The sequence below is a fragment of the Aquilutibacter rugosus genome (genome assembly GCF_036541335.1).
GTDB classification, from domain to species: Bacteria; Pseudomonadota; Gammaproteobacteria; order Xanthomonadales; family Xanthomonadaceae; genus Aquilutibacter; species Aquilutibacter rugosus.
This window is the reverse complement of record NZ_JAZHBO010000002.1, coordinates 651852-672220: the sequence shown is the minus strand read 5'-3', so window position 1 is coordinate 672220 and position 20369 is coordinate 651852. Positions and strand designations below refer to the sequence as shown.

The following is a 20369-nucleotide window of genomic DNA, read 5'->3' as shown; positions in this document are numbered from 1 at the left end:
CGAATTATCAAGGACACACCAGTGGCAGTGAAAAAGATCGCCAAAAAGGCAGCAAAAACCGTCAAGAAGACGGTCAAGGCGCCGGCGCGTGCGGCTAAACCCGCCGTCAAGAAAGCCGTCAAGGCGGCTAAGCCTGTCGCCAAAAAGCCGGCAGCTAAAAAATCCGTAGCAGCCAAAAAGCCGGTTGCTAAAGCCAAAAAGGCAGTTGCCAAAAAGGTCGTTAAGGCGCCGGCACGCAAAGCGGCTCCGGCAGTCAAAGCCAAGAAGGCAGTTGCTAAAAAGCCCGTCGTCAAGACGGTCGCTAAAAAGAAGCCGGTAGTCGTTGCCAAGAAAGCGGCGGCCAAGAAAATTATTAAGGCCACTAAGGCAATCAAGAAGGCCGTCAAGGTAGTGACAAAAGCGGTAAGCAAGAAAGTAGCTGAAGTCAAAAAGACCACAGCCAAGAAAGTAGCAACGCCAGTCAGGAAAGCAGCGCCGGTTGCCAAAAAGGCAGCCCCCGCCAAAAAGGCAGCCGTGACCAAGGCCGCACCGGCCGCTGTAGTGAAGACCCCACCGGTAAAGACCCCGGTGGTCAAGACCCAACCGGTCAAGACGCAAGTGGTTGTCACCAAGCCGGTTAAGGCGCAGCCTGCGGCTGCACCGGCAGTCGCGCCTAAACCCGTTGCTTCGCCGGCGCCCGACACGGCCAAACCGGTCAAGGCCAAGCGTGGTCGCAAGGTCGATTCCGAACCGCAGCCCGTCAAGCCATACACGCCGTTCACCACTTCAAGGCAGCTGAATAAGGTGGTTGTCGCCACCGACGCATCTAGCCTGAAGACCCCGGTCAAAAAGAAACACAAGCAAGTGAAATACGAAACCGATTCCGAGGGCCGTCCAATTCTGCCCAAGGGTTACCGCCCGGACGATGCCGAGGAGTACATGAATCCGCTGCAGCTGGAGTACTTCCGCCAGCGCCTGCTGAACTGGCGCGCTGACCTGGTCGAAGAATCCAAGCAAACCATCGAAAACCTCAAGGAAGAAGTGCGTGACGTCGGTGACGAAGCCGAGCGCGCTACCCGTGAGACTGAAAATGCACTCGAGCTGCGTACCCGTGATCGCTACCGCAAGCTGATCGGCAAGATTGACAGCACCCTGCGTCGCCTTGACGAAGGCGAGTACGGCTTCTGCGTGGATACCGGTGATGAAATTGGCCTTGAACGTCTCGAGGCTCGTCTGACGGCGGAACGGACGTTTGATGCTCAGGAACGCTGGGAACTCAAGCAAAAGCAGAACGGCGACTGATTACCGCTGCCGTTGCGAACAGAGAAAAGCCCGGATTGATTCCGGGCTTTTTTATTATTGCAGCGAGCGCAAGTCGAGCGAGCGCAACTTCGGTGCGCGCCAGGCGGTAAGCAAAACCACGGCGACAGTCAGGATGCCGCCGACAAATACGGCCGGAATCAGCCCCATCAGACCGGCCATCGAGCCGGTGTAAAACGCACCCAGCTCATTGGACGAGCCGATAAAGATGCCGTTGATGGAGGACACGCGGCCGCGCATTTCATCGGGCGTGGTGAGCTGCATGATGGTGGAACGCAGAACGACGGAGATACCATCGAGCAGGCCGGACACGACCAGGATCGCGGCCGACACCCACAGCCAATGCGACAGGGCGAAGGCGGACCAGCACAGGCCGAACAGCGCAACGGCCCACAGCAGGATCCGGCCGGCATTGCGTTCGAGCGGATTGCGGGCTAACCACAGGGCCATCACCACCGAGCCTAGAGCCGGCGCGGCGCGCAGGATGCCGAGCGCCTCAGGGCCCTCGTTCAGGACATCCTTGATAAAGGCGGGCAGCATGGAGATGGCGCCACCAAACAGCACAGCGAACATGTCCAGAGCCATTGCGGCGAGCAGGATCTGATTGCCCAGGACAAAACGGCCGCCCTCGGCAATGCTGGCGAAAATTGGTGGGCGCGATTCCGGTCTAGGTCGTTCGCCGACCTTGATAGTCCGCACGGCAATCGCAGCAGCCACAGCAAATACGGCGGCCAGCGAGTAGGTCGTGCTCAGGCCCCATTTGGCGATGGACACACCGGCGAACGCCGGACCCAACACCAGGCCCAACTGAAAGATCACAGCGCCAAAACCGGCACCTCGAACAAAATCCGAGCGTGGCAGGACTTGCGCGAACAGAGCGTTGTAGATCGGGCCCAGGAAGCTGCGGACACAGCCCGATAGCGCAATAGCCAGATAGATGAACCACGTGCCTTCGACATGGACTTTGCCGGTGGTCACCAGCAACAGCAGCAGTGGGGTCAGTGCCAATACCAGGCAGCTGAACATGCCCAGGACGCGACGCTTTAAATGATCCACCAGGTACCCGGCGAACGGGGCGACCAGAAAGTAGGGGATGACTTCGGCCAGGCCAATGGTGCCCAGCGCGGTGGGATTGCGGGTGATCGAGTAGATCTGCCAGCCTACCGCGACTGCCACCGTCTGGTACGACAACATCGTAAAGATGCGGTACACCATGAGTTGCAGGAACTGCGGGTTCTCGAACGGATTGAACCGCGCGGCAGAAGTCTCTGCGGACTCAGTTGTCTCAGTCATGGAGCGACTGTCTCGCGGCATTGCGCATGTAGGCCAGTAATGCAGCCAAGCCATTAGAACGCGTGGGCGACAGATGCTTGCTCAGACCAATGTCCTGCAGGTAATGCGGCTCGGTATCGAGAATTTCCTGCGCCGAGCGGCCGCTGTAGACGCGCAGCGCCAGAAAAATAAGGCCCGACACAATCGTCGAATCGCTAATTGCATCAAACTGCAACGCGTTGCGGTCCCCGTGCGGAACGATCCACACCTGGCTCTGACAGCCTTTCAGCAGATTGGATTCCACTTTGAGCTCGGGTGCCAGATCGCGCAGTTTTTTACCCAAGTCGATCAGGTACTGATAACGCTCAGACCAGTCGCCAAAGAAGGCGAATTCCTCGGCGATGGCCTGTTGAGCGAGCTCGGCTGTCGGCTCCATCGGAAACATGGCGCTCATTGGCGTCTCCAACGTACGCCCTGCGGCGTGTCTTCGATCAGGATGCCTTCGGCGGCGAGTTGATCGCGCAGGGCATCGGCGCGGGTGAAATCGCGGGCGGCCTTGGCGGCAATGCGCTCATCGACCAGGGCCTGGATGCGTGCGTCGTCATCGGTGTTGGCACCGCGTTGCAGCCATTCGGCCGGTGCCTGCTGCAGCAACCCCATTGCCAGCCCCGCACCGAGCAGGTCGGCTTTGAGCGCCGCCAGTTCCGGGCCGTCGGTTTGGCCTTCGGCCAGACGCTTACGCAGATCGGCCGCATAGCCGGCAATCAACGCTAATACTGCCGGTGTGTTCAGATCGTCGTCCAGCGCGGCCTCGACGGCAGCAGGGATGGCGGGGCTGGCCGCGATCGCTTCGACATCACGTAAAGTGCCGTACAGACGATCAAGGGTGCGAACCGATTGGGCAATCAGATTGTCCGACCATTCCAGCGGCTGGCGATAATGAGCGCTCAACAGGGCATAACGAAGGGCTTCCGACGGGTGACGCTCCACCAGGTCCCGGATCCGTTCGATGTTGCCAATGGACTTGGACATTTTGGCCCCGGCAAAATTGAGCATGCCGTTGTGCAGCCACCAGCGGGCAAAGGGCTTGCCACCGTGGGCGCAGACACTTTGCGCAATCTCGTTTTCATGGTGCGGGAACTGCAGATCGATCCCGCCGGCATGGATGTCAATGGTCTCACCCAAGTGGGCCGCCGCCATTGCCGAGCACTCGATATGCCAGCCCGGACGGCCGACGCTCCAGGGTGACTCCCAACCGGGTTGGGTTGCGTCAGAGGGCTTCCACAGCACGAAATCGCCGGGATTGCGCTTGTAGGGCGCGATATCGACGCGGGCGCCGGCCAGCAACTCATCGGGATTGCGGCCCGACAGGCGACCGTATTCGGCAAAGGACTCAACAGAGAACAGCACATGGCCCTGTTCCGCATACGCGTGACCGGACTCGATCAGCTGCTCAATCATGGCAATGATGTGCGAAATGTGACCGGTCGCGGTGGGCTCAATGTCGGGGCGACGCACGCCGAGAGCGGCCATATCTTGGAGATAGGCGTTCGTGAAACGGTCGGTGATGGCCGAGATCGGGACCTGCTGTTCATTGGCGGCCTGGTTGATCTTGTCATCGACATCGGTGATGTTGCGTGCGTAGATGACCTGGACAAAGCGACGGCGCAGTGCCGAAGCCAGTACATCGAATACCACCGGTCCGCGGCCGTTGCCGATATGGACGTAGTTGTAGACCGTCGGCCCGCAGACGTACATGGTCACCCGTGTCGGATCGAGTGGGGCAAACGGCTCCACGGTTCGGCTCAGTGAGTTGTACAGATGCAAGGTCCGGGTCCTTTCGGCTGGTGAACCCTCTATTTTAGCGTCAGCCGCGGCCAATGGACGGCGGCGATTCAGCGGCCAGTTCGTGTCCACCCGTTAAAATCCCGTTGTATCGTTGTGATAGGGAGCCACCATGAAATCGAATTCAGCTGCAATACGTAACCGCGGCATCGCCGGGTTGCTGATTGCCGTGAGTTTCATGGCCTCTTCGCTCACCGCCCAGGAACGCATGATCATCAAGGAACATGTCAGTACGGAGTGGGCCGATGTGCTCCGTGTCACCCCCATCTACCAAAAGGTGACCGGCAGTCGCTGGGAACAGGTCTGTGAGGACGACAAACAGCAGGCAGAGACCACTTCATTGCGGGAACGCTGGCTCGATCGGTTGCGTTCTCTCGGTAAAGAAGACCATGACACCCGCACCCGTGACCGTCTGACGGGCAAGGGTTGCCGCCTAGTACGGGTGGAGCGGGAGTTCCGCCGACCCATTGCCTATGATGTGGACTATGCGTTTCGCGGTATGAAATTCCGCACAAGGATGCCCGAGGACCCCGGTTCGCGGTTACGTATTCGTGTTGGCGTTAAGCCCATAATCGAGTAAGCTTGCCAGCATGCAACTGCACGATGCCGCCCCGATGATTCTGACCGCTGCATACATGGCCGCCGGCATGACCTCGCGTGCGCGACGGGTGACGCTCCTCCGGGTCCACGGACCGGAAGCCGCCTGATTCCTGCCGTTCCGGCAGGTTGCCCGCGGTACTCCCGGTGCAAGACCCGACCCGTTCCGGTGTCGGGTTTTTTTGTTTGGCCCTGATCATTTTCCCCCTAACTCTTTCCCTTTCGTTTCGAGAACGCTATGCCTTTGCATTTTCTCAATACCCAAGACTGGTCACGCCCGGATCTCGATGCGTTGCTCGATGATGCCCGTCACTTCAAGCAAAGCAAACTCGGTGATCAGCTGCGAGGTAAGTCCGTCGCTCTGCTGTTCTTTAATCCGTCAATGCGCACACGGACCAGTTTCGAACTGGGTACGTTTCAGCTCGGCGGTCACGCTGTCGTGCTGCAGCCCGGTAAAGATGCCTGGCCGATCGAGTTCGATGTCGGCACGGTCATGGACGGCGAGGCCGAGGAACACATTGCCGAAGTCGCTAGAGTGTTGAGCCGCTATGCGGACATCATTGGCGTGCGGGCCTTCCCCAAGTTCGTGGACTGGTCTGTTGACCGTCAGGATCGCGTGCTGAACGCGATTGCCACGTATGCCGATGTGCCGGTGATCAACATGGAGACCATTACCCATCCATGTCAGGAGCTCGCGCACATCATGGCGCTGCAGGAACATTTCGGAACGACTGATCTGCGCGGCAAAAAATACGTGCTGACCTGGACCTATCACCCCAAGCCTCTGAATACGGCCGTTGCCAATTCGGCGCTGACGATTGCCACGCGCATGGGCATGGATGTGACCCTGCTGTGCCCGACGCCCGAGTACATTCTCGATGAGCGTTACATGGGTTGGGCGGCACAGAACGTGGCCGAACATGGCGGTTCGCTGCAGGTTAGCCACGATATTGATAGCGCCTATGCCGGTGCCGATATTGTCTATGCCAAGAGCTGGGGTGCCTTGCCGTATTTCGGCAACTGGGGTCCTGAGCTGCCGATTCGTGAGCAGCATAAGCATTTCATGGTCGATGAGCGCAAGATGAGCCTGACCAACGATGGTGTGTTCTCGCATTGTCTGCCGCTGCGCCGCAACGTCAAGGCAAGCGATGCCGTAATGGATTCGCCGCGCTGCATTGCCATCAACGAAGCCGAAAACCGCCTGCACGTGCAAAAGGCCATCATGGCCCGCGTCGTGCGCTAACTCTATTTTTGAACGGAACTGGGAATAACAATCACATGAGCAAGGACATCGTACTGGCATTTTCGGGTGGGCTGGATACCAGCTTCTGCGTGCCGTATCTGCAGGAGCGCGGCTGGAACGTCCACACCGTATTTGCCGATACCGGCGGCGTCGATGCCGAAGAGCGTGCGTTTATCGAGGACCGCGCCAAAGAACTGGGCGTCGCATCGCATGTCACCGTCGATGGCGGCCCCGCCATCTGGAAGACGTTTGTGCGCCCGTTCGTGCAAGCCGGCGAGGCCTATCAGCAGCAATACCCGCTGCTGGTATCGGACCGTTATCTGATTGTCGAGGCCGCGCTCAAGCGCTGTAACGAGCTGGGCACTCGCAGCATTGCGCATGGTTGCACCGGCATGGGTAACGATCAGGTCCGCTTCGACCTCACCGTCAAGGCCCTGGGCGACTATGAAATCATCGCGCCGATCCGTGAAATTCAGAAGGAACACACGCAGACCCGCGCGTACGAACAGGAATATCTCGAAGCCCGCGGTTTCGGTGTGCGCGCCAAGCAAAAAGCCTACACCATCAACGAAAACCTGCTGGGTCTGACCATGTCGGGCGGCGAGATCGACCGTTTCGAAGCACCGGGCGAGGGTGCTGTCGGCTGGTGCCGTCCGCGCTCCGAATGGCCGCAACAAGCGCTGCAAATCACCTTGGGTTTTGAGAAGGGCGAAGCGGTCTCCCTGAACGGCCAACGGCTGCCGGGCGAACAGATTCTGGCCCAACTTAATGGTCTGTTTGCCGAGTACGGTGTCGGCCGTGGCGTGTACACCGGTGATACCACCATCGGTCTGAAAGGCCGCATCATTTATGAGGCACCGGGTCTGACGGCCTTGCTGTCTGCGCATCGGGCGCTCGAAGAAACGGTGCTGAGCAAGCAGCAGAACCGCTTTAAGCCGGAAGTGGCGCGCAAGTGGGTAGAGCTGGTGTACGAAGGCTTCTTCCACGATCCGCTCAAGACCGACCTCGAAGCGTATCTCGAAGCATCGCAAGCCAAGGTCAACGGTGAGGTGGATCTTCGCACCGACGGTGCAACGGTTTCCGCCGTGGCCGTCCGTTCGCCGCATATTCTCAACGCCAAGGGTGCTACCTATGCGCAATCGGCCGACTGGGGTGTCGAAGAGGCAGAGGGCTTCATTCACCTGTTTGGCATGAGCTCGACACTGTGGGCGGAAGTCAATCGTGGTGAATGATTTGCAGCACGAAGTGCTGCAGCATTTGCAGGCACTCGTTGGCTTCGATACGCGCAATCCGCCGCGTGCGATTTCGACGGGTGGCATCTTTGACTATCTGCAGCAGCACTTGCTGGGTTTTGAGTTCGACCTGGTCGATCACGGCGCCGGCGCGGTGTCGTTATTGGCCGTGCGGGGCACCCCCAAGGTTGTGTTCAACGTGCACCTGGATACGGTGCCATCGTCCGATCAGTGGAGCGCAGATCCGCTGGTGATGCGTGATGGCGATGATCGCGTCATTGGTCTTGGTGTTTGTGACATCAAGGGTGCAGCGGCCGCCATGTTGGCATGTGCCGCACGTACGCAGGGTGATGTGGCGCTGCTGTTCAGCACCGACGAAGAGGCCAACGATGCCCGCTGCATTGCCGGCTTCCTGGCGCGGCATGGGCAGCGTTTCAGTGCCGCCATCATCGCCGAGCCCACCAACTGCGAGGCCGTGCTGGCCCATCGCGGTATTGCCTCGGTGCGCGTGGCGTTTCGTGGCGAGGCAGGGCACGGCTCGTCGGCAGCGGCCGTGAGCGCCAGTGCGTTGCATCAGGCGCTGCGCTGGGGCAATTCGGCACTGGATCAGTTCGCGGCATTGCAGGGCGAGCGCTTCGGCGGCCTGACCGGTCTGCGTTACAACATCGGTCGCATTGAAGGCGGCATCAAGGCTAACGTCATTGCACCGAGTACCGAAGTGCGGCTGAACTTCCGGCCATTGCCTTCGACCGATCCGGATCAGGTGCACGCACAACTGCGTCAGGCCGCTGCCGAGATCTACATCGTGCCGGCGGAATATGAGATCACGTTCCGTGGTCCGACCTTGCCTGCAGGCGATATCGCGGGTGCCGAGGATCGTCGCTTGCGCGCACGTGATCTGGCCGAAGAACTGGATTTACCGATCGGTAATGCCGTCGATTTCTGGACCGAGGCCTCTTTGTTCTCCGAAGCCGGACTGACCGCTTTTGTGTTCGGTCCCGGTGATATTGCGCAAGCGCATACGGCAGATGAGTGGGTGCTGAAATCCCAACTCACGACCTATGCCAATCATCTGATGAGACTGTTTCAGTGAACGGAATTCACACGCAGCGTCACAACGATCAGCAAGAGCTGCAGACGCGCCAGACTATTGTCCGGTTGCTGTCCACCATGGGCGGCGCCAAAGAGATTTCACAGTATCTCAAGCGCTTCTCGCAGCTGGATGCGAAACGCTTCGCCGTCGTTAAAGTCGGTGGTGCGGTTATTCGCGATGAGCTCGAGGCGCTGACCTCATCGCTCTCGTTTCTGCAGGATGTGGGCCTGACCCCCATTGTGGTCCACGGCGCCGGACCGCAGCTCGATGCCGCGCTGCAGGAGGCCGGTATTGAAAAACAAACCGTTGATGGCTTGCGTGTGACACCACCCGAGGTCCTTAAGGTGGTGCGCCGGGTACTGCAGACGCAGAACTTACGTCTGGTCGAGGCATTGCAAGCGGCCGATACGCGCGCGACATCGATCGTCAGCGGCGTATTTGAGTCCGTGCTGATGGATGCCGAGCGCCTCGGCATGGTCGGCGATGTGTGCTCGATTGAGACCGCACCGATTGAGGCGGCGCTACATGCCGGTTCGATCCCGGTGATCGCTTCGCTGGGTGAGACCGGCACCGGTCAGATCGTCAATATCAATGCCGACGTGGCAGCCAACGAACTGGTAAAGCGCCTACAGCCTTATAAGGTCGTGTTCCTGACCGGCACCGGCGGCTTGCTCGATACCGACGGCGACATCATCGACTCCATCAATTTGACCACCGAATACGATGACCTGATGCAGGCCGAGTGGATCAATGGAGGGATGCGTCTGAAAATAACGCAGATCCACGATCTGCTGATGGAGTTGCCGTTGTCCACGTCGGTCTCCATTACCAAGCCGTCGGAGTTGGCCAAGGAACTGTTCACGCATACCGGTTCGGGCACCCTGGTGCGCCGCGGTGAACGCGTGCTGTCGTTCGACCGTTGGGAAGATCTCGATTTGCCGCGCATGCGTCAGCTGATTGAATCGGCCTTCGAACGGCGTCTGGCTAGCGATTACTTTGAGCGCACACCACTGGCTCGTGCCTATGTGTCCGAGAGCTACCGGGCTGCCATCATCCTGACTCAGGGTGTCGATGGCATTACCTATCTCGATAAGTTTGCCGTGACCGACGATGCGCAGGGCGAAGGCCTGGGTCGCGCGGTTTGGAACGTCATGGATGAACAGTTCCCGCAGGTCTATTGGCGTTCCCGTGCGTCCAATCCGATCAATGCGTTCTACAACTCTGTGTCGGACGGCAGCATGGTGCACGGCATCTGGCGCGTGTTCTGGTGCGGTCTGGGCGAGTTCTCGCAGATCGAGGCCTGTGTTCGTGACGCGGCCGAGCGTCGCCCCAATCTCGAAGATCCGATACCGGTCACGGGTGCGGCATGAAACGAGTCGGTCTAGTCGGCGCACGCGGTTACACCGGTGCGGAGTTACTGAAACTGATTGCGGCCCATCCGCAGCTGGAGCTGGCCTTCATCAGCTCGCGTGAGCGTCTGGGTCAATCGGTGGACGGCTTTGACCTGCGCTACGTGGATCACGATCCGCAGGCGCTTGCGGCGATCCCGGTGGATGCGGTGCTTCTCGCCGTTCCCAACGGCAAGGCTGCAATGTACGCCGAAGCGTTTTCCGCGGCGCAACCGATCGCGGTCATTGTTGATCTGTCGGCTGATCATCGCTTCGATGAGCGATGGGTATACGGATTGCCGGAGCATCATCGCGAGGCTTTGCGTGGCGCGCGCCTGATCAGCAACCCGGGCTGCTATGCCACCGCCATGCAACTGGCATTGGTGCCGCTGGCACGGGCGGGCTGGTTAGACGCGAGCTTTCCGCCGCAGTGCTTTGGGGTGTCGGGTTACTCGGGGGCAGGTACGACGCCATCGGATAAGAACAACCTTGAACTGTTGCATGACAACCTGATGCCATACGCCTCGATCGGCCATGTGCACGAGCGCGAAGTGTCGCGACAGTTGGGTACTGCCATCGAGTTCATGCCGAATGTCGCCGAATTTTTCAGCGGAATCACCATGACGGTGAACGCGCATCTCAATGCACCACGCACGGCCGCACAGGTTCACGAGCTGTTGACCGCGGCCTACGCCGATGAGCCGCTACTTGAGCTGACCGAGACGGCGCCGTGGGTGCGTGATATCGCCGGCGCCCACGGTGCGCGCATCGGTGGCATTGTCGTGAGCGAAAATGGCCGTCGGGTGGTGATCCACTCCACCTTGGACAACCTGCTGAAGGGTGCCGCTACGCAAGCCATGCAAAACATCAATTTGGCGCTGGGCCACGAGGAACTCACCGGCATCCCGCGCTTTGAAAGGACTACAAAATGACCGCACTGCTTTGGCAAAAACCCGGCGTTAGTGTCGATGCTGAAATTCAGACCTTTCTGGCCGGCGACGATGTGTTGCTGGATCGCGAGCTGATGCGCTATGACATCCGTGCCAGCAAGTCGCAGGCGCAATCGCTGCAGGAGCTTGGCATTCTGACGGATCACGAGCTGGCTGACATTGACGCGGCGTTGACGGATCTGGACGCGGCGTTCGTCGCCGGGGAATTTATTCTCGATGCGCGCTATGAGGACATGCACTCCGCCATCGAGTCGTATTTGACCGAGCGTCTGGGCGATACCGGACGCAAGATTCACACCGGCCGCAGTCGTAATGATCAGGTGCTGGTCGCTAGCCGATTGTGGTTGCGCGATCGGTTGCAGCAGACCGCCCGTATTGCCATTGAGATTGCCGAGGTGGCCCTGCGCCGTGCCGAATCCGAGGCGATGCAGCCGATTGCCGGCTTCACCCATCTGCAGCGGGCGATGGTCTCGTCGCTGGGCATGTGGTGGGGCGCCTGGGCTGAGGGCTTCATTGATAACACGCAGCGCGCTCTCGACACGTTGCAGTGGATCAACAGCAATCCGCTGGGATCGGCATCGGGTTATGGCGTCAATGTGCGTTTTGATCGCGATGCAGCCAGTGAGCGTTTAGGCTTTAATCGTACGCAACTGATTGCCACGTATGCGCAGCTCTCGCGCGGTAAGTTTGAACTGGCGGCACTCGATGCACTGGGTGCATCGGTTCTTGATTTGCGGCGTCTGGCCTGGGATCTGAGTCTGTTTGCCAGCCACGAATACGGTTACGTTAAGCTGCCGGCGCAGTACACCACCGGTTCGTCACTGATGCCCAATAAACGCAATCCCGACGTGATTGAACTGATGCGTGCCAGCTATGCGGCGGTTGCCGCGGCACGAGTCGAGATTGAACAGACCGTCAGTTTGCCCAGCGGCTACCACCGCGATCTGCAGTTCACAAAGGGCTCCATCAGTCATGGCTTTGGTCGCGGACTCGGTGCCCTGGCCCTGGTGCCCGATCTGTTGCGTAATCTCGAGTGGAATGGCGAGCGAATGGTCGAAGTGCTCGACGACGGCCTGTACGCCACGGACGTGGCCATGGAGATGGCCGCCGCAGGTACTCCCTTCCGCGATGCGTATAAGGCGGCTGCTGATCCTTCGACTTGGTCGGGTCGTACTCCCGAAGCGAGTTTGAGTGCGCGCGTATCGCCGGGTGGTGCAGGGAACCTGCAGCTGGAAACGTTGCAAGCCCGACTGGACAACTTAGCGGAACAGCTCGCGCGCCTCGATTAACGCGAATTCGGTGTCGTCCTGCCGGTTCGGATGGCGACTGGCCGAGAACGGGAAGTTGTTGTCATTGGCGATCAGCACTTGGCTGCGGCCGACGCGTGTCACGGTCTCGATGGTCCAGAACGGCATGGCATATTCGGTGCCTAAGCCGCCGAGGCGTCGTGGGTTGCTGACGTGGAGCAGATCCATGGTGCGCAGAGGTTCGGCGCGCCCCTGAGCGGTCAGGCGCACGCGCACTAGCTGTTTGTGCAGGGCGGGATCGCGAAAGCAGACAGCATCCGGCGCCTCCGGCGGGCAGGGCGGCACGAGCAGGCCTTCGCCATCGTCGCGTTCGATTAGCAGTAACTCGTGATCGGCGCTCCAGGTCAATGCACCCACGGCACTGCCTTTGCGCAGCGGCGTGTACGACCAGTGACGACCGGTCCAGCGTCGTTGCCGCAGATCGAATTCCAGAATCGTGAGATTGTGGTCGCCGGGCAGCGGCGCCTCAAGCATGGCGTACAAGGTGTGACCGCCGCGGCTCACTGCCAGACCTTCAAAGCCCTTGGAGCGTCCGATGACAATCGCGCAGTCGCTCGCGGTAGTGTCGGGTGCGCAGATCCGTTGACCGTCATGCACGGCGGGGTGGGCGGCAATGGCTCGGCCATCGGTAGTGAACTCCAGCACATACGGACCAAACTCATCGCCAATCCACAGACGGTCACCGGCAAAGCGGAATGATTCGGGATCCAAATCGGCTCCACTGAGCCATCCTTCTTTTGATTGCACAGCGTGCTCTAGGGGCAGGACACGATCCGGATCGCGCAGATACAGTGTCTCCACGCGTGCCACGTTTCCTCTGGCAAAATTCGGTCGCAGTCGAGTCAGCGACAACATCGCGTCGCGCGAATTGGTCTTGGCGCCAAAGCCGTTATCGGTGATGGTCCATACCGTACCGTCCGCCATCCATTGCGCATCGCTGATGCCCTGCAGCGGCTGCCCCGGAAGCGGGACGAAGGCACCGGTACGTCGGCCCTTGGACTTGCCTTCGACCGAGTGAATGCGCTCTGTGCGTGCTCCGCTGGTGTATTTGCCGCTGAACCGGAATTCCTGCGGTACGTCGGTCGGCAGACTCAGGGTCGCATTGCGGTTGAGCAGCGCTAGCCCCACCAGCTTGCCTTGTACCGGCTCGGCAGCGGATGCCATGAAAGGAGAAAGCAGCAGCAAAAGCAGAGTAAATCGGGACATTACGTGACTCCGGTAATCCAATCCGATTGTAGAACAGGAAAAAAATGGCTAGGGCCTTTAGAATGGGCATCTATTCCAATTTCCGGGACCTGAACTTGATCAAGCCTCGTACTCCTGCCGGTGTGATGGAACTGCTGCCCGCCGAGCAAATGACGTTTCAGCGCCTGCTCGACCGCATTCGCAGTACGTTTGAACGCTTTGGCTTTGCACCGATCGAAACGCCGGTTTTTGAACTCACCGACACGCTGCTGACCAAGAGCGGCGGCGAGACCGAGCGGCAGGTGTACTTTGTGCAATCCACGGGCGCTTTGGCCGAAGGCAAGACTCCCGAACTGGCACTTCGGTTTGATCTGACCGTGCCCCTGGCTCGATACGTGGCCGAGCACGAACGCGAACTGGCATTTCCGTTCCGCCGTTATCAGATGCAGCGCGTATACCGCGGTGAGCGCCAACAGCGCGGTCGCTTCCGCGAGTTCTATCAGTGCGACATTGACATCATCGGCAAGGATCAGCTGAGCGTTCGTTACGATGCCGAGTTGCCCGCAGTAATCCACGCGGTGTTTAAAGCACTGGAGATCGGTTCCTTTACGATTCAGTTGAACAACCGCAAGCTGCTGCGCGGCTTTTTCAATTCTCTGAATCTGTCGGATTCGGAACAGCAGGCCCTGATCCTGCGCGAGATCGATAAGTTGGACAAACGCGGCGCTGAGGCCGTGATGGCGACCTTGACCGGCGAGTCCTTCGGGCTGCCGGCGACTACCGTGCAGACCATCATGGACTTTGTCGGCTTCCGTTCGACCTCGCGTGAGCAGGCTCTGCAGCAACTGCAATCGCTACAGGGCCAAGATGCCGAACTCGACGAAGGCATTGCCGAACTCAAGCTGGTGATCGAGCAGTTGAATATGCTGGGTGTGCCGGAGTCCGATTACGCACTCAATTTCTCGATCGCTCGCGGTCTGGATTACTACACCGGCACCGTGTACGAGACCTTGCTCGATGATCATCCCGGCATCGGATCGATCTGCTCCGGCGGTCGTTACGAGGATCTGGCCGGCTATTACACCAAGTCCAAATTGCCGGGTGTCGGTATCTCGATAGGTCTGACTCGCTTGTTCTATCAGCTACGCGAAGCCGGCTTGCTGCCTCCCTCCGGCTCGAGTACACAGGTGCTACTGGCGTTAATGGACGAGCGCCCCGAATCGGCCGCCTACAACCTGCGACTGGCTTCGATCCTGCGCGATGCGGGCATCAACACCGAGACGGTGTTTGAGTTCGGCAAGCTGGCAAAACAGTTTAAATATGCGGATAAGGCGGGCATTCGCTTTGTCGCCGTCGTCGGTGACGAAGAGCGCGCTGACGGCACCGTGACCCTAAAAGACCTTCAGACACAGGAACAGACACAAGTGCAGGAATCGCAATTGGTGACGTATCTTCAGACGGCGGTGCAAGCATGAGCACGATTACGCTCGATGGCCATTCGCTAACCCGTGAATCCCTCGTTGCCATTGCCCGTGGCGCGCGCGTCGAGGTGGCATCTGCACAATGGGATGCGGTCCAGAAAGCCGCGGACTTTATTGCAGAGCAAGTTGCGCTGCAAGAGCCCATCTACGGCGTGACCACCGGCTTTGGCAGCAATGCCAATCGTCTGCTGGGTGCCCATCCGGTTCGAGCCGACCGCGATATGGCAGGACTGAAACTGCACGAGGAGCTGCAGAACAATCTGATCGTGACGCATGCCGTTTGCGTGGGCGAGCCGTTTGCGTCCGACGTTGTGCGCGCCATGATGGCCATCCGCATCAATACTTTGCTGCGCGGTCACTCCGGTATTCGCGTCTCCACGCTGCAGTCGCTGGTCGACCTGCTCAATGCCGATGTCGTGCCGGTGATCCCGCAATTGGGCTCGGTCGGTGCCAGCGGTGATTTGGCACCGTTGTCGCACCTCGCGATTGTGCTGCTCGGCGGCGGTGAAGCCTTCGTCGATGGCGAGCGAGTGAACGGGGCCGAGGCCTTGAAGCGTCGCGGCCTGCAACCTGTCCGTCTGAGCTACAAGGAAGGCCTGGCCCTCAACAACGGCACTGCGCAGATGCTGGCAACCGGTGTACTCGCTCTGCAGCGCCTGCAGGACATTGCCGATACGGCCGACATCGCTGCAGCCATGACCATCGAAGCCTTTGCCGGCCGCACCGGCGCCTTTGCCGAGGAGGTTCACGCACTGCGCCCGCATCCGGGCCAAGTCGAGGCCGCTGCACATCTGCGCCAACTGCTGGCCGGTAGTGAATTGGTCGACATTCCGTATCACCGCGTGCCGACGTTTGCAGGTTGGGCGCCCGATAGCTGGCCCACGGCGGAGTTGGCTAAGTCCACGTTTGACATCAGCTGGTGGTGGATTCCGACCGATCAGCGCCACGGTCGTGAAAAGTTCTATACGCGCTTTAAGCCGTTCCTTGGCGGCAAAAAGCACCAGCCGCAGGACAGTTACTCCTTGCGCTGCACTCCGCAAGTGCACGGCGCCTTCCGCGATGCGCTCGCACAGGCGGCACGCGTGTTTGACATTGAACTGAACTCGCTGACCGACAATCCGATTATCTTCCCCGATGCGGACAAACCGCACGTTGAAGACAAGGTGATCTCCGCCGGCCATTTCCATGGCATGCCGTTGGCGCTGGCGCTGAGCTACCTCAAGGCGGCGATTCCGGTGCTCGCTTCGATATCAGAGCGCCGCTTGAACAAGCTGGTCGATCCTGCCACGAACGATGGCTTGCCGGCCTTCCTGTGCGGCAATGAGGATGCGACTGAATCCGGCTACATGATCGTGCAGTACACCGCCGCGGCCATCGTCAACGATCTGGCGACGCGTGCGCATCCGGCCTCGGTGTATTCGGTGCCGACCAGCGCCAATGCCGAAGACCACGTCTCTATGGGTGCCAACGAAGGCCGTCATGTGCTCTCCATGGCCGAGGACTTGGGTAAGGTTCTGGGTCTGGAAATGATGACGGCCGCGCAAGCTCTGGACTGGCGCCGGACCATGATCGAATCGGCGTGCGAGCTGGCTCGCACTGTGGATGCCGAAGGCTTCGCCACCAAGTTCCGACGCAAGCCGCTGCCCGGCAGTGACAGTTGGTCCAAGTTCCTGGAAGAGGTCGATGCACTGCGCGACGAGCTGGCACAACTGCGTACCGTAGCACCGGCGCCTGCCGTGCAAGCCGCATTGAGTGCAGTGCGGCAGGAGATTGCATTCCTGCATCGCGATCGCGCACTCGATGGCGATGTGCAGGCCGCAGTCCGCATGGAGCGCGAGGGTAAAGTGCTCGCAGCAGTAAAGGCACAAGTGACCGGCGGCCCTTAGGCCGCCGGTTTCAACTCATCAGATTTCAGTAAACGCCGTGACGCGGCGATGACCGTTACATTGCTCACCGGTCCGCGGCGTCGGGTAGTCCTGCGGCCGATCCAGCAGAACGGTATCGAGACCGGCCTCACGGGCTGCATCGAGTTCTGCCACGATGTCCGACAGGAACAGGATTTCATTGGCAGGCACATCAATGGCCGAGGTGATGACCTGGTATGAACTGACCTCGCGCTTGCCGCCGACATCGGTGTCAAACCAACCCGAGAACAGGGGCTGCAGGTCACCGGCCTGGGTATGGCCAAACAGCAGCTTCTGCGCGGGCACCGATCCTGAAGAATACACATACAGTGCAACGCCTTCAGCGTGCCATTGGCGCAGCATCTCTAAGGCATCGTCGTAAACGGGTGCTGTGAAATCGCCGTTGCGATAGCCGGACTCCCAGATGCGGCCCTGTATCGCTTTCAGATCGCCTTGCTTGCGGTCTTCATCAATCCAGCGGCGCAGCACCTCGATCAGACCGGTCAGGTCGTCGGCAGGGACGCCTGATTCCAGCGCCACGGCATCGAGACGCTCGCGCACCTGCGGATCCTGCGCATTGGCGCGGATAAACGGATCCATCGCCTGGTGTGCATAGGGAAACAGCACGTCCTTTACGAACGTAATACTACTGGTCGTGCCTTCGATATCGGTAAGAATGACCTGGGTCACGCCGCAGACTCGGGCTCGTAACGCGGGAACCTAGCGGCCCAGTCGGTGCCGGTGAAATGACCGACCCAGCCCTCGGGATCCTTAAAGAAACGAATCGCTACGAAGGCCGGCTCGGGGCCCATATCGAACCAGTGCAGGGTACGATCCGGCACGGCGATGTAATCGCCCTTGGTGCACAGTACCTCGTAGACGCGGCCTTCGACATGCAGCGTGAACTGACCGGCGCCTGCCACAAACAGTCGGACCTCGTCCTCGATATGGAAGTGCTCGTCAAGGAATTTTGCGCGGGCGGCTTCGCGGTTCGGATTGTCGGGGGCAATGGAGGCGACATCGACCGTGGTGAAGCCGTGCTCTGCTACCACGCGATCAATGTCCTCGCGGAACGCGGCAAAGATCTCCTCCTGCGAGGCGCCCGGCTGCACGTCCGCGCGCGGTTGCCACTGTTCGAAGCGCACGCCAATGCGATCGAGTTCGGCGGCTATGGATGCCGCGTCGGCCGTGTTCAGGATCGGCTGGTCCGGTTGGCCCTCGTCAAAAATACGCAGTCGGCTCATTTTTGCAGCTTCCTCATTTCGAGCTCGCAGGTGAGCAGGGTTTCAAAGGCCTCGAGATGGCGGCGTGCCTCATTCATGGAGCGGCCCCACGCGTACAGACCGTGGCCATCGATCAGGTAGCCCCACATCGGACCCTTATCGAGCTGTGCATTGACCTGTGCGGCAAGCGACGTCATGTCCTGTGTATTGGGGAAGACCGGTACATCGATCATCGTTTCGTGCGTGGCTTGACCGGCAAAGGCCTTAAGCAGTTCATAGCCCTCGAGACGCACATATCCTTGAGCAGCAAAAAAGCGCGAGGCCACCGTCTGATTCACGGAGTGGGTGTGCAGCACGCATTGCACGTCGTCGAAGCGACGGTAGAGCATAGTGTGCAAAAGCGTCTCGGCAGAGGACTTCTTGTCGGCATCGGTTTCGACGGGATTCCCGTCGAGATCAATCACCATGATTTCGTTTTCGGTGAGGCGGCCCTTGTTGCGGCCACTAACCGTAATGGCGATGTGGTTCGCATCAATTCGTTCGGAAAAGTTGGAGCTGGTTGCGGGAGTCCAGCCCAGATCGGACAGCTCGCGAACATTAACGATGATCTCGCCGGCAGAGTGCGAGAACCGCTTGTAATCGTAAGGAAGTTGGTCAGTCATGGGCACTAGTGTAACGAATCCGAAGTTAGGAATAACTAAAAGAAACGGCGTCACTCAGGACGCCGTTCTCGGGTGCAGCTGAGTCGCAGTTAGGCCTGCGGACCCTCGTGGAACTTAGGTTCTGCAGGCATTGCCGCAGGAATCGGTTCCAGCATGTGCGCATTGGCCGGGTTCATGTGGCTCTTGCGATAACCGTAGGCAAAGTAGAACACCAGGCCGATCAGTGCCCAGACCACAAAGACCATCAGGGTCTTGCCCGACAGGTTAGCGAACAGCAGCAGACAGCCGGCCACGGCCAGCGGACCCACCAGCCAGATCAGCGGGGCGCGGAAGCTGCGCTTGCGACCCGGATCCTTGATTCGCAGCACCATCACACCGACAGACACGGCGATAAAGGCGAACAGCGTGCCGGCATTGGAAATGTCGGCCAGGATGCCGACCGGGAACAGCGCCGCAAACAGCGACACGAACACACCGGTGATCAGCGTAATGACGTGCGGCGTGTGGAACTTGGGATGGACGCGGGAGAAGGCTTCGGGCAGCAGGCCGTCGCGCGACATGGTGAAGAAGATGCGGGTCTGACCGTAGATCATCATCAGAATGACCGAAGGCAGGGCCAGCGAGGCGGCCATACCGATGGCGCCGGCCAACCACGGGAACTTCAGTTCGCGGATGACGTGTGCCAGCGGCTCCTTGGAGCAGACCAGGTCGTTGATGTGTGCAGGTGATGCGCACGCGGCGGCCAGGGCCTGGCTGCCGGTAGCCAATGCGTTGCCGGCGGAATCCATGAGCGGCTTGGCACCGATGGCACCCACAGCACCATAGCTGACCAGCAGATAGAACACCGTACAAACCAGCAGCGAGCCGATCAGACCGATCGGGATATTGCGGTTGGGGTTCTTGGTTTCTTCGGCGGCAGTTGAAACCGCATCAAAGCCAACGTATGCAAAGAAGATTGAAGCGGCAGCACCCAGAACGCCGATACCACCCATGGGCGAGCCCCAGCCGGTCGGGGTGAAGTCCTCGAAATTGACCTTGTTCACTGCGGGCAGGGCCACGACGATGAAGGCGATCAGGGCAGCGACCTTGATGCACACCATGACGGCATTGACCTTGGCCGACTTGGAAGTACCAAGGACCAGCAGACAGGTGACAACCAGAGCGACCAAGAAGGCGAGCAGGTTGAAGCCGCCGCCATCGAACGGTCCTGTCTGCAGGAACTGCGGTAACCCGACGCCCGTGCTCTTGAGCAAGCCGTTGACGTAGCCTGACCAGCCCACTGAAACCGCACCTGCAGCCACCGCGTATTCAAGGACGAGAGCCCAACCCACAATCCAGGCGATGGTTTCGCCCATCACACCGTAGGAGTAGGTATAGGCCGAACCCGAGACCGGGATCATTGAAGCCAGCTCTGAATAGCACAACGCCGCCAGGGCGCAAACCACGGCGGCGATAACAAAGGCGTACATCATGCCCGGACCGGCTTTTTGGCCGGCCTCGGCAGTCAGAACAAAGATGCCGGTGCCGATGATCGCCCCGATTCCCAGCATGGTGAGCTGGAATGCACCGAGTTGTCGTTTTAAGGATTTCTTTTCGGCAGTGGCCAGAATCTGGTCGAGCGGTTTGACGCGCTGAAAGAGCATGTAATCGGCTCCGAGTCTAAAATGGAAGGGTGCCGGTCAGGGACC

Annotated in this window: 18 protein-coding genes; 10 read left to right on the top strand and 8 right to left on the bottom strand. The window is 59.7% G+C overall.

Going from position 1 to position 20369, the window contains the following annotated elements; genetic code table 11:
• Positions 1 to 21: 21 nt before the first annotated feature.
• A complete protein-coding gene (dksA, locus tag V3390_RS08435; RefSeq protein WP_331704087.1) occupies positions 22 to 1281 on the top strand; it encodes an RNA polymerase-binding protein DksA in 1260 nt (419 codons plus the stop codon).
• A gap of 54 nt (positions 1282 to 1335) precedes the next feature.
• Here the strand turns inward: dksA and V3390_RS08430 are convergent, their stop codons facing one another.
• From V3390_RS08430 to cysS, 3 genes are read right to left on the bottom strand one after another with little or no spacing between them, the layout of a single operon-like run.
• Complete coding sequence (locus V3390_RS08430) at positions 1336 to 2592, bottom strand: MFS transporter (RefSeq protein WP_331704086.1); 1257 nt, start codon at positions 2590 to 2592, stop codon at positions 1336 to 1338.
• Complete coding sequence (locus tag V3390_RS08425) at positions 2585 to 3025, bottom strand: SufE family protein (protein ID WP_331688858.1); 441 nt, start codon at positions 3023 to 3025, stop codon at positions 2585 to 2587. The genes V3390_RS08430 and V3390_RS08425 overlap by 8 nt, the downstream gene beginning before the upstream one ends.
• Positions 3022 to 4431, bottom strand: a complete 1410-nt coding sequence (cysS, locus tag V3390_RS08420; protein ID WP_331704342.1) for a cysteine--tRNA ligase — start codon at positions 4429 to 4431, stop codon at positions 3022 to 3024. The genes V3390_RS08425 and cysS overlap by 4 nt, the downstream gene beginning before the upstream one ends.
• Positions 4432 to 4528: 97 nt before the next feature.
• Here cysS and V3390_RS08415 point away from each other — a divergent pair, with 97 nt between their 5' ends.
• The 7 genes from V3390_RS08415 to V3390_RS08385 all read left to right on the top strand — a co-directional run bounded on the left by V3390_RS08415 (position 4529) and on the right by V3390_RS08385 (position 12208).
• Entirely contained in the window at positions 4529 to 4996 is a 468-nt protein-coding gene (locus tag V3390_RS08415; RefSeq protein WP_331704085.1) for a hypothetical protein, read from the top strand.
• 255 nt (positions 4997 to 5251) lie between these two features.
• A complete protein-coding gene (locus tag V3390_RS08410; RefSeq protein ID WP_331688856.1) occupies positions 5252 to 6256 on the top strand; it encodes an N-acetylornithine carbamoyltransferase in 1005 nt (334 codons plus the stop codon).
• A 35-nt stretch (positions 6257 to 6291) separates the two neighbouring features.
• Complete coding sequence (locus V3390_RS08405; protein ID WP_331704084.1) at positions 6292 to 7488, top strand: argininosuccinate synthase; 1197 nt, start codon at positions 6292 to 6294, stop codon at positions 7486 to 7488.
• A complete protein-coding gene (locus V3390_RS08400; RefSeq protein WP_425493048.1) occupies positions 7481 to 8581 on the top strand; it encodes an acetylornithine deacetylase in 1101 nt (366 codons plus the stop codon). Before V3390_RS08405 ends, V3390_RS08400 begins: the two co-directional genes overlap by 8 nt.
• Positions 8582 to 8586: 5 nt before the next feature.
• Positions 8587 to 9951, top strand: a complete 1365-nt coding sequence (locus V3390_RS08395) for an acetylglutamate kinase (protein ID WP_331704340.1) — start codon at positions 8587 to 8589, stop codon at positions 9949 to 9951.
• On the top strand, positions 9948 to 10901 hold the full coding sequence (gene argC / locus V3390_RS08390; protein ID WP_331704083.1) for an N-acetyl-gamma-glutamyl-phosphate reductase: 954 nt from the start codon (positions 9948 to 9950) through the stop codon (positions 10899 to 10901). Before V3390_RS08395 ends, argC begins: the two co-directional genes overlap by 4 nt.
• On the top strand, positions 10898 to 12208 hold the full coding sequence (locus V3390_RS08385) for an argininosuccinate lyase (protein ID WP_331704082.1): 1311 nt from the start codon (positions 10898 to 10900) through the stop codon (positions 12206 to 12208). The genes argC and V3390_RS08385 overlap by 4 nt, the downstream gene beginning before the upstream one ends.
• Here the strand turns inward: V3390_RS08385 and V3390_RS08380 are convergent.
• Positions 12179 to 13432: an esterase-like activity of phytase family protein gene (locus V3390_RS08380; RefSeq protein WP_331704081.1), complete on the bottom strand. Its 1254-nt coding sequence runs from the start codon at positions 13430 to 13432 to the stop codon at positions 12179 to 12181. The two genes, V3390_RS08385 and V3390_RS08380, sit on opposite strands and share 30 nt — an antisense overlap.
• Before the next feature lie 95 nt (positions 13433 to 13527).
• Between V3390_RS08380 and hisS the strand changes: the two genes are divergently transcribed.
• Complete coding sequence (hisS, locus tag V3390_RS08375; protein WP_331688851.1) at positions 13528 to 14886, top strand: histidine--tRNA ligase; 1359 nt, start codon at positions 13528 to 13530, stop codon at positions 14884 to 14886.
• Positions 14883 to 16778, top strand: a complete 1896-nt coding sequence (locus tag V3390_RS08370) for an HAL/PAL/TAL family ammonia-lyase (protein WP_331704080.1) — start codon at positions 14883 to 14885, stop codon at positions 16776 to 16778. Before hisS ends, V3390_RS08370 begins: the two co-directional genes overlap by 4 nt.
• A gap of 18 nt (positions 16779 to 16796) precedes the next feature.
• On the opposite strand, the gene mtnC is transcribed toward V3390_RS08370, so the two are convergent.
• From mtnC to V3390_RS08350, 4 genes are all read right to left on the bottom strand, one after another.
• Positions 16797 to 17486, bottom strand: coding sequence for an acireductone synthase (gene mtnC / locus V3390_RS08365; protein WP_331704079.1), 690 nt, complete (start codon positions 17484 to 17486; stop codon positions 16797 to 16799).
• Positions 17483 to 18040, bottom strand: a complete 558-nt coding sequence (locus tag V3390_RS08360) for a 1,2-dihydroxy-3-keto-5-methylthiopentene dioxygenase (protein ID WP_331688848.1) — start codon at positions 18038 to 18040, stop codon at positions 17483 to 17485. Before V3390_RS08360 ends, mtnC begins: the two co-directional genes overlap by 4 nt.
• On the bottom strand, positions 18037 to 18681 hold the full coding sequence (locus tag V3390_RS08355) for a methylthioribulose 1-phosphate dehydratase (protein ID WP_331688847.1): 645 nt from the start codon (positions 18679 to 18681) through the stop codon (positions 18037 to 18039). Before V3390_RS08355 ends, V3390_RS08360 begins: the two co-directional genes overlap by 4 nt.
• An 89-nt stretch (positions 18682 to 18770) precedes the next feature.
• Entirely contained in the window at positions 18771 to 20324 is a 1554-nt protein-coding gene (locus tag V3390_RS08350) for an amino acid permease (RefSeq protein ID WP_331704078.1), read from the bottom strand.
• Positions 20325 to 20369 lie beyond the last annotated feature (45 nt).

Coding starts and splice junctions, on each gene's coding strand:
- V3390_RS08370 (WP_331704080.1), top strand. CDS start 14,883: ATGAGCACGATTACGCTCGATGGCCATTCGCTAACCCGTGAATCCCTC.
- V3390_RS08415 (WP_331704085.1), top strand. CDS start 4,529: ATGAAATCGAATTCAGCTGCAATACGTAACCGCGGCATCGCCGGGTTG.
- V3390_RS08355 (WP_331688847.1), bottom strand. CDS start 18,681: ATGACTGACCAACTTCCTTACGATTACAAGCGGTTCTCGCACTCTGCC.
- V3390_RS08430 (WP_331704086.1), bottom strand. CDS start 2,592: ATGACTGAGACAACTGAGTCCGCAGAGACTTCTGCCGCGCGGTTCAAT.
- V3390_RS08360 (WP_331688848.1), bottom strand. CDS start 18,040: ATGAGCCGACTGCGTATTTTTGACGAGGGCCAACCGGACCAGCCGATC.
- argC (WP_331704083.1), top strand. CDS start 9,948: ATGAAACGAGTCGGTCTAGTCGGCGCACGCGGTTACACCGGTGCGGAG.
- V3390_RS08425 (WP_331688858.1), bottom strand. CDS start 3,025: ATGAGCGCCATGTTTCCGATGGAGCCGACAGCCGAGCTCGCTCAACAG.
- V3390_RS08405 (WP_331704084.1), top strand. CDS start 6,292: ATGAGCAAGGACATCGTACTGGCATTTTCGGGTGGGCTGGATACCAGC.
- V3390_RS08350 (WP_331704078.1), bottom strand. CDS start 20,324: ATGCTCTTTCAGCGCGTCAAACCGCTCGACCAGATTCTGGCCACTGCC.
- V3390_RS08380 (WP_331704081.1), bottom strand. CDS start 13,432: ATGTCCCGATTTACTCTGCTTTTGCTGCTGCTTTCTCCTTTCATGGCA.
- V3390_RS08410 (WP_331688856.1), top strand. CDS start 5,252: ATGCCTTTGCATTTTCTCAATACCCAAGACTGGTCACGCCCGGATCTC.
- V3390_RS08385 (WP_331704082.1), top strand. CDS start 10,898: ATGACCGCACTGCTTTGGCAAAAACCCGGCGTTAGTGTCGATGCTGAA.